This window comes from Pseudomonas sp. LA5 (assembly GCF_028640825.1).
GTDB lineage: Bacteria > Pseudomonadota > Gammaproteobacteria > Pseudomonadales > Pseudomonadaceae > Chryseomonas > Chryseomonas aestiva.
In genome coordinates this window covers 272,255-286,019 of record NZ_JAQYZY010000051.1, presented here as the reverse complement: position 1 = coordinate 286,019, position 13,765 = coordinate 272,255, and the positions used below count along the sequence as shown (strand labels likewise).

The 13,765-nt window shown below is 67.7% G+C and carries 12 protein-coding genes; 3 read left to right on the top strand and 9 right to left on the bottom strand.

Features of this window, described 5'->3' with window-relative positions:
* Positions 1 to 114: 114 nt before the first annotated feature.
* Both pgm and PVZ72_RS19045 read right to left on the bottom strand, forming a co-directional pair.
* Positions 115 to 1,779, bottom strand: a complete 1,665-nt coding sequence (gene pgm / locus PVZ72_RS19050) for a phosphoglucomutase (alpha-D-glucose-1,6-bisphosphate-dependent) (protein ID WP_133859970.1) — start codon at positions 1,777 to 1,779, stop codon at positions 115 to 117.
* A gap of 158 nt (positions 1,780 to 1,937) precedes the next feature.
* On the bottom strand, positions 1,938 to 2,687 hold the full coding sequence (locus tag PVZ72_RS19045; RefSeq protein ID WP_273862718.1) for a sulfite exporter TauE/SafE family protein: 750 nt from the start codon (positions 2,685 to 2,687) through the stop codon (positions 1,938 to 1,940).
* A gap of 103 nt (positions 2,688 to 2,790) precedes the next feature.
* Between PVZ72_RS19045 and PVZ72_RS19040 the strand changes: the two genes are divergently transcribed.
* Entirely contained in the window at positions 2,791 to 3,702 is a 912-nt protein-coding gene (locus PVZ72_RS19040) for a LysR family transcriptional regulator (protein ID WP_273862717.1), read from the top strand.
* A gap of 43 nt (positions 3,703 to 3,745) precedes the next feature.
* On the opposite strand, the gene PVZ72_RS19035 is transcribed toward PVZ72_RS19040, so the two are convergent.
* The 5 genes from PVZ72_RS19035 to leuS form a co-directional block, all read right to left on the bottom strand.
* On the bottom strand, positions 3,746 to 5,068 hold the full coding sequence (locus PVZ72_RS19035; RefSeq protein WP_273862716.1) for a lytic murein transglycosylase: 1,323 nt from the start codon (positions 5,066 to 5,068) through the stop codon (positions 3,746 to 3,748).
* Positions 5,069 to 5,152: 84 nt separating this feature from the next.
* Positions 5,153 to 5,314: an alternative ribosome rescue factor ArfA gene (arfA, locus tag PVZ72_RS19030; protein WP_007159657.1), complete on the bottom strand. Its 162-nt coding sequence runs from the start codon at positions 5,312 to 5,314 to the stop codon at positions 5,153 to 5,155.
* An 87-nt stretch (positions 5,315 to 5,401) separates the two neighbouring features.
* Complete coding sequence (gene holA, locus PVZ72_RS19025; RefSeq protein WP_187978598.1) at positions 5,402 to 6,439, bottom strand: DNA polymerase III subunit delta; 1,038 nt, start codon at positions 6,437 to 6,439, stop codon at positions 5,402 to 5,404.
* A gap of 48 nt (positions 6,440 to 6,487) precedes the next feature.
* Entirely contained in the window at positions 6,488 to 7,102 is a 615-nt protein-coding gene (locus PVZ72_RS19020; RefSeq protein WP_133859965.1) for an LPS-assembly lipoprotein LptE, read from the bottom strand.
* A 25-nt stretch (positions 7,103 to 7,127) separates the two neighbouring features.
* Positions 7,128 to 9,791, bottom strand: coding sequence for a leucine--tRNA ligase (gene leuS / locus PVZ72_RS19015; RefSeq protein WP_273862715.1), 2,664 nt, complete (start codon positions 9,789 to 9,791; stop codon positions 7,128 to 7,130).
* A gap of 177 nt (positions 9,792 to 9,968) precedes the next feature.
* On the opposite strand from leuS, the gene PVZ72_RS19010 reads away from it, so the two are divergent.
* Positions 9,969 to 10,292, top strand: coding sequence for a hypothetical protein (locus PVZ72_RS19010; RefSeq protein ID WP_273862714.1), 324 nt, complete (start codon positions 9,969 to 9,971; stop codon positions 10,290 to 10,292).
* Positions 10,293 to 10,333: 41 nt separating this feature from the next.
* Positions 10,334 to 11,095, top strand: a complete 762-nt coding sequence (locus PVZ72_RS19005; RefSeq protein WP_187978601.1) for a YdcF family protein — start codon at positions 10,334 to 10,336, stop codon at positions 11,093 to 11,095.
* Here the strand turns inward: PVZ72_RS19005 and lnt are convergent.
* Complete coding sequence (lnt, locus tag PVZ72_RS19000; protein WP_273862713.1) at positions 11,086 to 12,633, bottom strand: apolipoprotein N-acyltransferase; 1,548 nt, start codon at positions 12,631 to 12,633, stop codon at positions 11,086 to 11,088. The genes PVZ72_RS19005 and lnt overlap by 10 nt on opposite strands.
* Before the next feature lie 294 nt (positions 12,634 to 12,927).
* A complete protein-coding gene (locus tag PVZ72_RS18995) occupies positions 12,928 to 13,764 on the bottom strand; it encodes an HlyC/CorC family transporter (protein WP_133859960.1) in 837 nt (278 codons plus the stop codon).
* Between the last annotated feature and the right edge of the window lies 1 nt (position 13,765).

Genomic DNA, 13,765 nt, shown 5'->3' with positions numbered 1-13,765 from the left:
TGGAAAAAGGGCAGCCACTGGCTGCCCTTTTTTGTGGATAGACACCTTCACCCCCGCCAATCCGTTCTCAGCGCCCTCTCCCTGGGGAGAGGGTTGGGGTGAGGGCGCGCGCCGTCAGCCGCGCAGCACGCCATCCACCAGCGCCTTGGCTTCTTCCTGGATGCGACCCAGGTGGGCTTCGCCCTCGAAGCTCTCGGCGTAGATCTTGTAGACGTCCTCGGTACCCGAAGGACGGGCGGCGAACCAGCCGTTCTCGGTGACCACCTTGAGGCCACCGATGGCGGCGCCGTTGCCGGGTGCCTCGGTAAGGATGGCGGTGATCGGCTGGCCGGCCAGCTCCTTGGCGGTGACCTGGGCGGCGGACAGCTTGCCGAGGCGGGCCTTCTGCTCGCGGTCGGCGGCGGCGTCGATGCGCTGGTAGACCGGGGCGCCGAAGCGTTCGGTCAGCGCCTGGTAGCGCTCGCCCGGGTCCTTGCCGGTCACGGCGGTGATTTCCGCGGCCAGCAGGCCGAGGATGAGGCCGTCCTTGTCGGTGGACCAGGCGCCGCCGGCCTTGCGCAGGAAGGACGCGCCGGCGGATTCCTCGCCACCGAAGCCCAGGCTGCCGTCCAGCAGGCCATCGACGAACCACTTGAAGCCTACCGGCACTTCCACCACCTGGCGGCCGATGCCCTGGGCGACGCGGTCGATCATCGAAGAGGACACCAGGGTCTTGCCGATGCCGGCCTGCGGGCTCCACTGCGGACGGTGGGTGAAGAGGTATTCGATGGCCACCGCCAGGTAGTGGTTGGGATTGAGCAGGCCCACCGAGCGGGCGACGATGCCGTGACGGTCATGGTCGGTGTCGCAGGCGAAGGAGACGTCGAATCTGTCCTTGTTCTCGATCAGGCCGGCCATGGCGTGGGGCGAGCTGCAGTCCATGCGGATCTTGCCGTCCCAATCCAGGCGCATGAAGCGGAAGGTCTGGTCGACGCGGGTGGACAGCACCTCCAGCGGCAGGCCATAGCGCTCGGCGATGCGCGGCCAGTAGTGCACCCCGGCGCCGCCGAGGGGATCGACGCCAAAGGTCAGCCCGGAGCCGCGGATGGCATCCAGGTCGATGACCTGGCCCAGGCCGCCGACATAGCTGTCGAGGAAGTCGAACTTATGGGTGGTGGCCGCCTTGAGTGCCTGGCGGTAATCCATCCGCCTGACGCCGTCGAGACCGGCCACCAGCAGGGCATTGGCGCGGTCCTGAATACTCTTGGTGACGTTGGTGTCGGCCGGGCCGCCATTGGTGGGGTTGTACTTGAAGCCGCCGTCGGCCGGCGGATTGTGCGACGGGGTGATGACGATGCCATCGGCCAGGCCCGAGCTGCGGCCGGCGTTGTATTCGAGGATGGCGTTGGACAGCGCCGGGGTGGGCGTATAGCCCGGCTCGCCGTTGGTCTCGGCGCAGCCGGCGTCGATGCGCACTTCCACGCCGTTGGCGGCGAGCACTTCCAGGGCGGAGATGAAGGCCGGCTCGGACAGCGCATGGGTGTCCATGCCCATGAACAGCGGGCCGTCGACGCCCTGGGCCTTACGGTATTCGCAGATGGCCTGGGTGATGGCGAGGATGTGCCATTCGTTGAAGCTGCCCTTGAGCGAGGAACCGCGGTGCCCGGAGGTGCCAAAGGCGACCTGCTGACCCGGATCGCTGGGATCGGGGCGATCGCTGTAGTAGCGTGCCACCAGGCGCGGCAGGTGGGTCAGGGTATTCTCGTCGGGGAGGCGTCCTGCGTTGGGAGCGAGCGTCATGAAAGCGTCCTGTATACGTCGGAAAGAGGCAGCGGTCAGGCACAAGGCCGGGTCGAAGGGGCGCCGTGGCACGGCGACCCTTCAATTACGCCCATAGACCCTGCTGCCCGTCGAAGGTGCAGCCTACACCGGCTGTACCTGACAGCACTGTGACGGATTCAGCCAAGATAGCCCAGGCGCAGCAGATAATGCAGGACGGCGTAGGCTCCCAATAGCAGCAATCCAGCAAAGAACAGCCGGCGGAACAGGCGCTCATCGAGACGCTGACGCACGCGCTGGCCCAGTCCCATGCCCAGGAGGGCCGGGAGCAGCAACAGGCTGGAAGTACCCAGGCGCTCGACCGCCAGTCCGTTCTGCCACCAGAGGCCCACCAGCAGGGCCAGGGTGGCGACGGTAAAGCTCAGCCCCAGGGCCTCGATCAGCTGTTCCTTGTCCAGCGCCAGACTCTGCAGATAGGGCACCGCCGGCAGCACGAAGACGCCGGTCATGCCGGTGATCAGACCCGTGACTAAACCCGCCAGCGGAGCGACCTTCCCTTCATGACGACCGGGCGCGGGCAGGCGCCAGCCCGTCCAGCCGATCAGGCCGTAGGCGACCAGCACCGCACCGAGCGCGGCGGCGAGTCCGGCGCCATCGCTCCCGGTCAGCAGCGGGATGCTGAGCAGGGTGCTCGGCACCAGGGCCAGTTGCAGCGGCAACAGGCGTTTGAACGTCTGCCGGGGCGAAGGACCGGCGCAGAATTGCCAGACATTGGTGAGCAGGGAGGGGATCAGCAGCAGGGCGGCGGCTTCGGCTGGCGTCATCAGCAGGGCCAGCAGACTCATGGCGACGGTGGGCAGGCCCAGGCCCAGCACGCCCTTGGTCAGACCGGCGAGCACGAAAATCAGGGTACAGAGCAGCAGGGTCATGGTCGCCTCCTCGGGTAGAGGCGTTACCATGGATTTCAGGACCGCAGGTGAGAAGCCGGGATTGACGAAGGCTGCCTACGGTCGGCACAGAGGCTCTCCGGCGATGCGCTACGACCTGCTCGACCTGCGTCTGTTTCTCCACGTCGTGGCAGCGCGCAGCATCACCCTGGGCGCCGAACGGAGCCACCTGGCGCTGCCTTCCGCCAGTGGCCGCATCAAGGCCCTGGAAGACAGCCTGGGAACGCTGCTGCTGATCCGCCACGCGCGTGGCGTACGCCCCACGCCGGCTGGCGTGACCCTGGAGCGCCATGCCCGGGCGATCCTGTCGCGGCTGGAGGAAATGGACCAGGACCTGGCTGGCGCGGTGGCGGACAGCCGGACACGGGTGCGGCTGTTGGGCAACGGCGCCGCGGTGATGGAGCATCTGGATGACCCCCTGGCCGCTTTTCTCCAGGCGCAGCCCAGGGTGGACGTGGAGGTCGAGGAGCTGCCCAGCTCACGCATAGTGCTGGCGCTCCGCGAAGGTCGCGCCGACCTGGGAATCTTCGTGGCGGCGCCGGGTTTGGAGGATCTGCAGATTCGGCCCTTTCGCGACGATCCCCTGGTGCTGGTCGCTGCGCCGGGTAGCCTGCCTTTGCCGGATGGGGAGGCGGTCGATTTCGCGCGACTGCTCGAGCAGCCCTTCGTCGGCCTGTCTCGCGGCAATGCCCTGCAGCTCCATGTAGAAGCCCAGGCGGCGCAGTGGGGCCGGGAGCTGGCGATCCGCATTCGGGTACCGAGTCCGATCCAGGCCTGCGCTCTGGTCGCCCGCGGCTTGGGCCTGGCGATCCTGCCGGCCGCCAGTCTGGTCCGGACAGGACCGGGCGTGGCGCTGGTCAGCCACCCGCTGCGCGATGCCTGGGCGCGTCGCGAACTGGTGGTGGGCTGCCGGGACGGCAACGAGCTGTCGCCGGCGGCGGCAGCCTTGCTGGAGGTGCTGGTGGAGACCGGAAGGGAGGGTGTCGACGCAGGCTGATCGGCGACCCGGTCTCGGTTGAGACACGGGTCGCCAGCGGGCGTCAGCCGCGCAGTTTATCCAGCAGCTGATGATTGGGATAGCCGTCGGCCGGCCAGCCCTGGGACTGCTGGTAGGCGCGGATGGCCTTGCGGGTATTGGCGCCGATGATGCCGTCGGCGCTGCCCGGATCCAGGCCCAGCGCGGCCAGGCGCTGCTGCAGTTCGACGCGCTCGCTGCGGCTCAGCGGCAGATCGTCGGTGGGCCAGTTGCCGGCGATCTGGCCGGCGTCGCGATAGCGCTCCGAGAGCAGCGCCACGCCCAGGGCATAGGAGCTGGAGTTGTTGTACTTGAGGATGGTGCGGAAATTGTTGAACACCAGGAAGGCCGGGCCGCGATGGCCGGCGGGCAGCAGCAGCGAAGCGCTGTCGCTCGGCTGGGCGGCCGGTTGCGGCAGGCCGAGGCCCTGGATGCCCAGGGCGTTCCACTCGGCCAGGCTCTTGCGCACGCCCATGTCGGCCAGGCTGTAGTCGAAGTTGGCCGGCACCCGGACCTCGTAGCCCCAGGGCTTGCCGTCCTGCCAGCCGGAGGCCTTGAGGTAGTTGGCGGTGGAGGCCAGGGCATCGGCGGTGGAGCCCCAGATGTCGCGGCGACCGTCGCCGTCGAAGTCCACCGCGTACTGGTCGTAGGTGGTGGGGATGAACTGGGTCTGGCCCATGGCGCCGGCCCAGGAGCCGATCATGCGGTCGGCGGTGACGTCACCGTGCTGCAGGATGCCGAGGGCGGCGATGAGCTGGTCCTGGGCGAAGTCCGGGCGGCGACCTTCGTAGGCGAGGGTGGCCAGGGAGCGGATGACGCCCTTGTTACCCATGTTGTTGCCGTAGTTGCTCTCCATGCCCCAGAAGGCGACCAGGCGCGCCGGCTCGATGCCGTAGCGGGCTTCCAGGGAGGCCAGCAGCCCGGCCTGCTGGATCAGCAGACTCTTGCCATTGCGCACCCGCAGAGGCGAGACGGCGGATTCCAGGTATTCCCAGACCGGCTTGGTGAATTCCGGCTGGCTGCGATCGGCGGCGATCACCGCCGGGTCGGGTTGCACGCCAATGAAGGCCTGGTCGAAGGTGGCGGCGGATATGCCCCGGCCCAGGGCCAGGGCGCGGAAACGGCTACGCCACTGCTCGAAGCTTTCCTCCGGTTGCGGCATGGCCTCGGCCGCCGAAGCGGGGGCGTTCGCCGCGGGTGCGGGTTTGGACGAGGAGGGCGAAGAGGGCGCCGCGGTGGGCGTCGTCGGAGTCTGGGCGCAGGCGGCCAGGGCGGCGGTCAGCAGGGTGACCAGGGTTCCGGCGAGGAGGCCGCCGGTCTTGAATCCGCGGGTTTTCCCGAATTGCATCTGTCTCCACCGGACGTCTAGGCAGGAAGGCTCACCTTAGCACGGCCCGGGTCCCGACGTCTGTCAGGCGTCTGCACGCGGCTTTCAGGCGGCCAGAAAGACCGAAGCCTTCTCGTCTTGCAACGAGAAGGCTTCGCGGCGGTAGCTGCCTTTGCCCTTGGCGGGCTTTTCCTGGCGGGCGCGATAACGGGGATCGCTGACGAGGACCTTGGCCTTGTTGGGGCCGCGGCTGTATTTCTTGGCCATGGTGCGGGCTCCGAGTGATGGGGGTTCCCCCTTGATGGGGACGCGCCAGTCTATTGCAAGGGCCGTGAATTACCAGGCCCGCCAGCGCTAGGACCTGGGCAGGGTCAGTCGCTTGCCGGCGAGCGTTAGCGCCAGGCTGGCCAGGGTCAGCCAGACCTCGCCGGGCGCCTGGCCCTTGATCTGTTCGTCGGCGACCTGGGCCTCGCGCAGCAGGGCTTCCAGTCGGCGGGCACCCTGGCGCTGCAGGGCGCGGCTGACCAGTGGACGACGCTTGTCCCATACCGGTGGCTTGACCTGAGTGAAGGCGCGTTCCAGCGGCGTGCCGCTTTCCTGCAGATGGGCCAGGTTGGCCAGCAGGCGCAGTTCCCGGGCCAGGGCCCAGAGCACCACGGCTGCTTCCACGCCTTCGCCGCGCAGGCCTTCGAGAATGCGCAGGGCGTGCTCCGCATCGCCGGCCAGGGCGGCGTCCAGCAGGCCGAAGACGTCGTAGCGGGCACTGTCGGCCACCGAGGCGCGTACGGTCTCGGCATCTACCTGGGAGCCTTCGATGAGCAGGCGGAGCTTTTCGATCTCCTGCGCCGCGGCCAGCAGGTTGCCTTCCACCCGCTCGGCGATCAGCTCGACGGCTTCGGGCGTGGCGGCCAGCCCCAGGCGCGACAGGCGCTGGTTGATCCACTGCGGTAACTGCGCCAGTTCCACCGGCCAGATCTGCACGAATTGCGCCTGCGGGTGCTCCAGCAGGGCCTTGGCCCACTTGGTCTTCTGCGCGGCGGCGTCCAGGCGCGGCAGGCTGATCAGCAGCAGAGTGTCCTCGGCCGGGCGGGCGAGGTAGTCGAGCAGGGCGGCGGAGCCCTTGTCGCCGGGCTTGCCGGTGGGCAGGCGCAATTCGAGGATGCGTTTCTGGGCAAACAGGGAAAGGCTGGCGCCGGCCTCGTAGAGGCGGCCCCAGTCGAAGCCGGCATCGACGTCGAAGACCTCGCGCTCGTCGAAAGCCTGGGCGCGAGCCGCGCCGCGAATGGCGTCGCTGGCTTCCTGGCAGAGCAGGGGCTCATCGCCACTGACCGCATAGACGGCGGCCAGCGAGCCCTGGAGCTGCTTACCGAGCTGGTTGGCGTTGAGTTTCATGCTGAACCGGAATGGCAAACCGGAGCCTTGCGGCTCCGGGTGCGGCGCTTAGCGCGCGGGGGTGGGGATGTCGATCGGCGACTGCTGCGGCGGGGCGGACTCGCGGGCACGGCGGTCGGCGTCGGCCTTGGCGGCGGCACGGGCATCGGCGTCGCGCTGCAGCTTCTCCAGGCGCTCCGGTGTCAGGGCCTGCAGGCGGGCGGCCAGCTGCTGCACCAGTTCGCGGCGCATCTCGCGACGCAGCTGGTCCTTCTGCTGCTCGGAACCGACGATGTTGTTCTGGTCGGTCACGTAGTAGCGCTGGGTTTCCAGGTAGTCGCTGACCAGCACCGCCTGGTTCTTGCCGACGATGGTATAGGGCTGACGGGTGGTCAGCTCGACCTCGGCACTGCGGGCGCCGCTGGTGTAGCTGGCGGTGCGCTCGCTCTGGGCTTCGCCGCCCAGATCCAGGGTGTAGGGCGCGCCCGAGCTGATCCGCACATGGGCGTCCTCGAGCATGTCGCGCACGTCCTTGACGGTCTGGCCATAGGCGTCGCGCGCCGTCAGGTTCAGCTCGTTCACGGTCAGGCGGGTTTCGCCGGTGCCACGCAGCTGGAAGCCGCAGGCGGTCAGCAGGGTCGCCAGGCCGACTACCGCAAGGCCGGGGAGAATCCGTTTCTTCATCTGTTGTCTGCTCCGTTCGCGTGTCTTAGTTGGCGACGATGTTGACCAGTTTACCCGGGACCACGACCACCTTGCGGATGGTCAGGCCCTCGGTGAAGCGTGCCACGTTCTCGTTGGCGCGGGCGGCGGCCTCGATGGCCTCGCGGCTGGCATCGGCCGGTACTTCGATCTGGCCGCGCAGCTTGCCGTTCACCTGGATGACGATCTGCAGACTGTCCTGCACCAGGGCGCTTTCGTCCACCTGCGGCCAGTGGGCGTCGATGACCGCATCGCTGTGGCCCAGCTGCTGCCAGAGACCGTGGGCGATGTGCGGGGTGATGGGGGCCAGCAGCAGGGTGACGGCCTCCAGGCCCTCCTGCAGCAGACGGCGATCGGTGTCGCTGTCCTGGGCGGCCTTTTCCAGCACGTTCATCAGGGTCATGACCGCGGCGATGGCGGTGTTGAACTTGTGGTGCTGACCGATATCCTGGCTGGCCTGGCGGATGGCCAGGTGGATGGCGCGACGCACCTCCTTCTGGGCCGGTGACAGCTCGCCGAGGGCGCCGGCGCTCGGCAGGCCCTGGGTGACGTGGGCCTGGGCCAGACGCCAGACGCGGCGCAGGAAGCGGCTCGCGCCCTCGACGCCGGAATCGGACCATTCCAGACTCATGTCCGGCGGCGAGGCGAACATCATGAACAGCCGGCAGGTGTCGGCGCCGTACTGGTCGATCATCGCCTGGGGATCGACGCCGTTGTTCTTCGACTTGGACATCTTCTCGACGCCGCCGATTTCCACCGGCTGGCCGTCGCTCTTCAGGCGCGCGCCGATCACCTTGGCCTTGGCATCGCGCTCCACCTCGACATCGGCCGGGTTGAACCAGTCCTTGCTGCCGTTGGGCAGGGTGCGGTAGTAGGTCTCGGCCACCACCATGCCCTGGGTCAGCAGATTCTCGAAGGGTTCGTCGGAATCGATCAGGCCCTGGTCGCGCATCAGCTTGTGGAAGAAGCGCGAATAGAGCAGGTGCAGGATGGCGTGCTCGATGCCGCCGATGTACTGGTCGACGGGCAGCCAGTAGTTGGCCTCTTCCTTGTCCAGCATGCCGCCGGTGAAATTCGGCGAGGCATAGCGGGCGAAGTACCAGGAGCTTTCGACGAAGGTGTCCATGGTGTCGGTCTCGCGACGGGCCGGCTGGCCGTTGCGCGGATCGACGGTCTCGTAGAATTCCGGCATGCGCGCCAGGGGCGAGCCGGCGCCGTCCGGCACCACGTCCTCGGGCAGCACCACCGGCAGCAGGTCGGCCGGGACGGGGATGTCGATGCCGTCGTCACCGTGGATGATCGGGATCGGGCAGCCCCAGTAGCGCTGGCGGCTGATGCCCCAGTCGCGCAGGCGGAACTGGGTGCGCGGCTGACCCAGGCCCTTGGCCTGCAGATCGGCGCCGATGGCGTCGAAGGCGGCGTCGTAGGCGAGGTTGTCATAGGCGCCGGAATTGATCAGGAAGCCTTCCTTGCTGCCGTACCAGTCCTTCCACTGCACCGGGTCGAACTGGTAGCGCTCGTATTCCGCGGGGCTGAAGTCGTCCGGATTGGCCAGCACGCGAGTGGCCTCTGCGGTATCCACCACCTGGACGATGGGCAACTGGTACTTGTTGGCGAATTCGAAGTCACGCTCGTCGTGACCGGGCACGGCCATGACCGCGCCATCGCCGTAGTGCATCAGCACATAGTTGGCGACCCACACCGGCAGGCGCGCGTCGGTCAGCGGATGGCGGACGAACAGGCCGGTGTCCAGGCCCTTCTTCTCCTGGGTGGCGATGTCGGCTTCGGCGACGCCGCCGCGCTTGCACTCGTCGATGAAGGCCTGCAGCTCGGCGTTGCCCTGGGCGGCCTGGGTGGCCAGCGGGTGTTCGGCGGCCACGGCGACATAGGTGGCGCCGAGCAGGGTGTCGGGGCGGGTGGTGAAGACCTTCAGGGTGCCTTCGGCGCCGATGCTGTCCTGGTCATAGGGGAATTGCACCTCCATGCCGCGGGACTTGCCGATCCAGTTGCGCTGCATGGTCTTGACCTGCTCGGGCCAGCCGGGCAGGCCGTCGAGGGAGGTCAGCAACTCTTCCGCATAGTCGGTGATGCGGAAGTAGTACATGGGGATCTCGCGCTTCTCGATCAGCGCACCACTGCGCCAGCCGCGGCCGTCGATGACCTGCTCGTTGGCCAGTACGGTCTGGTCCACCGGGTCCCAGTTCACCGTACCGTTCTTGCGATAGATGATGCCCTTCTCGAACAGCTGGGTGAACAGCCACTGCTCCCAGCGATAGTAGTCGGGCTTGCAGGTGGTGACCTCGCGGGACCAGTCGATCGCCAGGCCCAGGCTCTGCAGCTGGGACTTCATGTAGGCGATGTTCTCGTAGGTCCACTTGGCCGGGGCCACGCCGTTCTTCATGGCGGCGTTTTCCGCGGGCATGCCGAAGGCGTCCCAGCCCATGGGCTGCAGGACGTTCTTGCCCAGCATCCGCTGGTAGCGGGCAATGACGTCACCGATGGTGTAGTTGCGCACGTGCCCCATGTGCAGCTTGCCGCTGGGGTAGGGGAACATCGACAGGCAGTAGAACTTCTCCTGGCCCGGGCGCATGGTGGCCTTGAAGGACAGATTCTGGTCCCAGAAGGACTGGGCGGCGGCTTCTATTTCGCGGGGCTGATAGTGTTCGTGCATGGGCGTGTCGAGGGCTGCAGAGGCGTTTGATCGAGCCGCCAAGCATACATGACCCCCCGAGCGCGGGGAAATGTCCCGGTCCGCCGCTTGTTTCGCACTCTGGGGGAGGCAGGGTTGGAAGGGCCGTACTAGGCTGTTCAAACGTCCGTTCAATTACCCGGGAGGATGATCGCCATCATGGGAAAGTTTCGACGCGAGTCCGAAAAGCTGCCCGTCGACGTGCGCCTGCAACGGCGCCTGGCGCTGGCGCTGGATGAGGCGGTGACCCAGGAACGCCTCTATGACAGTGCCAACGGGGAAGTCGAGGTGCAGGGCCTGAGTCCGGCCGAATATGCCTTGGTCAAGCGTTGGCTGGCGCGCCATCAGGCAGCCGATGCCGCCCTGGCCTGTTGCCTGGGCTGTGGCCGGGTCCAGCCGGCGGGGGCCTTCTGTACCCAGTGTCAGGGTCGACAACTGCAGGTCGAGGGTTCTTCTGCCCCGGTTGGCGCTCCCCTACACTAGGCGCCGCCGCGACCCGGAGGTCGCCCCCGACCGGAGGGACCATGGGTCTGCGCTATTTCTTCAAGCAACTGCTGCTGCCACCGGGCGGCCTGCTGCTGCTCCTGCTACTGGGCTGGTGGTTGCGCCGGCGTTATCCGCGCCTGGGCCTGGCCTGTTTCCTGGGTGGTCTGCTGGGCCTCTGGGCCAGCACCCTGCCGGTCGTGGTGGAGACGGGTGGGCGCCTGCTGGAGCGCGATGCCGCGCTGCCCGAGGCGCGCTGGGCGACGCTTGCCCAGCAGGCCGACGCCATCGTGGTGCTGGGTGCCGGTCGCGAAGTGGACGATCCGGGCTGGGCGGGCGATGCCGCCAGCCATCTGGCCGTGGAGCGGCTGCGCTATGCGGCGCGGCTGGCCAAGGCCAGCGGCCTGCCGGTGCTGATCACCGGGGGCTCGCCCCATGACCGCCCACTAAGCGAGGCGGCGCTGATGACCGAGGTGATGGAGCGCGACCTGGGGGTGCCGGTGCGCTGGCAGGAAGGCGCCAGTCGCACCACCTGGGAAAACGCCACCCTGAGTGCGCCGCTGCTGCGCGAGGCCGGGGTGAAACGGGTGGTGCTGGTGACCCAGGCCTATCACATGGCCCGTTCGCGCTGGTGTTTCGAACGGCAGGGCCTGCAGGTGGTGGCCGCGCCCATGGGCTTCATCGGTATCGCCAATGCCCGGCCCTTCGGTGGCTGGCTGCCGGAGGCCAAGGCGGTCGAGCAGACCGCCCAGTTGCTCAACGAGGCCGCCGGGCTGCTGCTCTATCCGCTCGCCTATCGCTGAGTCACCACCAGCGGCGCCTCTTCCGGACGATCCTGCCGACGCAGCAGCAGGCCCCACAGCAGCACCAGGGCGGAAAAGATCGCCAGTGGCCAGAGGCGGTAGTGCAGATAGGGCGTCAGGCCATCCATGGGTACCACGCTGCCTTGTAGCACGCCGACCTGGAAGGCCGGGATCTGCCGGCTGATGCGACCGAAGGGGTCGACCAGGGCGGTGATGCCATCGTTGGTGACCCGCACCAGCCAGCGACCGCTTTCCAGGGCCCGCATCTGCGCCATCTGCAGGTGCTGCTGCGGACCGATGGACTTGCCGAACCAGGTGTCGTTGCTGATGGTGAGCAGCAGCTGACTCTGGGCCGCCATGCTGGCGACGAATTCCGGATAGACCACCTCGTAGCAGATATAGGGCGCCACGCGATAGCCCTTCACCAGCAGCGGCTCCTGCTGCTCGGGACCGCGGACGAAGTCGGACATGGGCAGATCGAAGAAGCCGATCAGGCCACGCAGGTATTCCTGCAGCGGCACGTATTCGCCGAAGGGCACCAGCTTCTGCTTGTAGTAGGTGCCAGAGCCATTGCCGACCGCGGTGATGCTGTTGAAGTAACGCGAATCGCCGTCGGCGTCGCGTTCGCGGGCGGGCAGGCCGGTCACCAGGGCGCCGCCATGGGCCGCCACCTGGGCACCTTCGGCGGCAAGGAAGTCACTGACGTATTCGCGCAGCACGGGAATGGCGTTTTCCGGCCAGACCACCAGGTCGGCGTCGGTCTGCTCGGCGGTGCGGTCGCGATAGAGCGCCAGGGTGGCGCGGGCGTGGTCGGGATTCCACTTGAGTTCCTGGGCGATGTTGCCCTGGACCCCGGCGACCTTGAGCGGCGCGCCCGCAGGTTGGGTCCAGACCTGGCCCTTGAAGACATCGCCGGCGACCCAGGGCAGGGCCACCAGCACCAGGCTCGCGACCAGGGCGAGCGGCCGCATGATCAGGCGTGGGGCGTTGACCAGCAGCGCCGCGGTAAAGGCCAGCGCGGCCGAGATCAGCCAGACGCCGCCCAGCGGTGCCAGGCCCTGCAGGGGGCCGCTGAGCTGGCTGTAACCCAGCAGCAGCCAGGGAAAGCCGGTGAGCGCCCAGCTGCGGAACAGCTCCAGGGCGAACCACAGGCCGGCAAAGGTCAGGGCGTCGCCCAGGGGCGCCTGGTTGCGTCTCAGGCACAGTGCCCAGAGCCCGGCGGGCAGGGCGAAGAACAGGGCGATGCCGGCGCAGAAGCCTACGGTGAGAAACAGCGCCAGGGGCACCGGCGCGGCACCGTAGGTGTGGATGCTGACGTAGATCCAGCTGGTGCCGGCGAGAAAGGCGCCGAAGCCGTAGCACCAGCCGCGCAGCAGGGCGCCCCAGGCACCGAGACCCTTGAGGCCCAGGTAGAAGAGAGCGACGGACAGCAGTGCCAGTGGCCAGATGGTGAAAGGGGCCAGCGCCAGGGGCGTGAGGGCACCAGCGAAGAGCGCGAGAAGGTTGCCCTTCCAGCCGGGTTGAGAGATCCAGCGCATCGAAAATCCTTGGTCCGATCGAGGCTGCGCAAGCTTACTCGTCGCCGCGAGGGAGTGCCAAAGGCGTGTGCGGGGGAGCGAGCTGGATCGCAGTTGGAGAGGGGGATGGAGCTTGTCGCGGCGCGAGCGTCCCGTAGGTTGGGTTGAGACGGCTCCCTCGTCGAAGCCCAACGGTATCGACCTCGAAGCAAGGCCTGTTGGGCTTCGCTGCGCTCAACCCAACCTACGGAGGGCCGTAGGTTGAGACCGACCCTCGCCCCAGCTCTCTCCCGGAGGGAGAGGGGGCAAGAGCGGCTAGCGGTTGACCGGGGTGACGCGCAGCAGGTGGATGCGGCGGCCGTCGGCGTTGAGCACGCGGAAGCGGAAGTCGTCGATCACCGTTTCCTCGTTGCGCTTGGGCAGGTGACCCAGGCGATTCATCACCAGGCCACCGGCGGTGTCGGCCTCGGCATCGGCGAAACGGGTCTCCAGGGTCTCGTTGAGCGTCTCTATGGGGGTGAGCGCCTTGACCACGAAGTCGCCGTTGGGCAACGACTTGATGAAGCTCTCTTCCTCCACGTCGTGCTCGTCCTCGATCTCGCCGACGATCTGTTCCAGCACGTCCTCGATGGTCACCAGGCCGGCGACGCCGCCGTATTCGTCCACCACGATGGCCATGTGGCTGTGGGTCGAGCGAAATTCCCGCAGCAGCACGTTGAGGCGCTTGGATTCGGGCACGAAGGTGGCCGGGCGCAAGGCCGTCTTGAAGTCGAAGACCCGCGCCTGGTCCAGCAGCAGCGGCAGCAGGTCCTTGGCCAGCAGCAGGCCGAGCACGTCGTCGGGGCCGTCGCCGATCACCGGATAGCGGGAATGCGCCGCCTCGATCACCGCCGGCAGGAATTCCGCCGGGGTCTGCTGGGCGCGGATGCTGATGATCTGCGAGCGCGGCACCATGATGTCGCGCACCTGCAGGTCGGCCACCGAGATGGCGCCCTCGACGATGGACAGCACTTCGCTGTCGAGCACCTTGTTCTCATGCGCCTCGCGCAGCAGTTCCAGCAGTTCCTGGCGACTCTTGGGTTCATGGGCAAAGGCCTGGACGATGCGTTCCAGCCAGGAACGATGCCCAGTGCCTGATCGATCTTCGTTCATG

Bases quoted from the DNA above. Each gene is read 5' to 3' on its own strand.
- arfA (WP_007159657.1), bottom strand. From the start codon at position 5,314: ATGGCCAAGAAATACAGCCGCGGCCCCAACAAGGCCAAGGTCCTCGTC.
- pgm (WP_133859970.1), bottom strand. From the start codon at position 1,779: ATGACGCTCGCTCCCAACGCAGGACGCCTCCCCGACGAGAATACCCTG.
- lnt (WP_273862713.1), bottom strand. From the start codon at position 12,633: ATGCGCTGGATCTCTCAACCCGGCTGGAAGGGCAACCTTCTCGCGCTC.
- leuS (WP_273862715.1), bottom strand. From the start codon at position 9,791: ATGCACGAACACTATCAGCCCCGCGAAATAGAAGCCGCCGCCCAGTCC.
- PVZ72_RS19020 (WP_133859965.1), bottom strand. From the start codon at position 7,102: ATGAAGAAACGGATTCTCCCCGGCCTTGCGGTAGTCGGCCTGGCGACC.
- holA (WP_187978598.1), bottom strand. From the start codon at position 6,439: ATGAAACTCAACGCCAACCAGCTCGGTAAGCAGCTCCAGGGCTCGCTG.
- PVZ72_RS19035 (WP_273862716.1), bottom strand. From the start codon at position 5,068: ATGCAATTCGGGAAAACCCGCGGATTCAAGACCGGCGGCCTCCTCGCC.
- PVZ72_RS19040 (WP_273862717.1), top strand. From the start codon at position 2,791: ATGCGCTACGACCTGCTCGACCTGCGTCTGTTTCTCCACGTCGTGGCA.
- PVZ72_RS19045 (WP_273862718.1), bottom strand. From the start codon at position 2,687: ATGACCCTGCTGCTCTGTACCCTGATTTTCGTGCTCGCCGGTCTGACC.
- PVZ72_RS19005 (WP_187978601.1), top strand. From the start codon at position 10,334: ATGGGTCTGCGCTATTTCTTCAAGCAACTGCTGCTGCCACCGGGCGGC.
- PVZ72_RS19010 (WP_273862714.1), top strand. From the start codon at position 9,969: ATGGGAAAGTTTCGACGCGAGTCCGAAAAGCTGCCCGTCGACGTGCGC.
- PVZ72_RS18995 (WP_133859960.1), bottom strand. From the start codon at position 13,764: ATGAACGAAGATCGATCAGGCACTGGGCATCGTTCCTGGCTGGAACGC.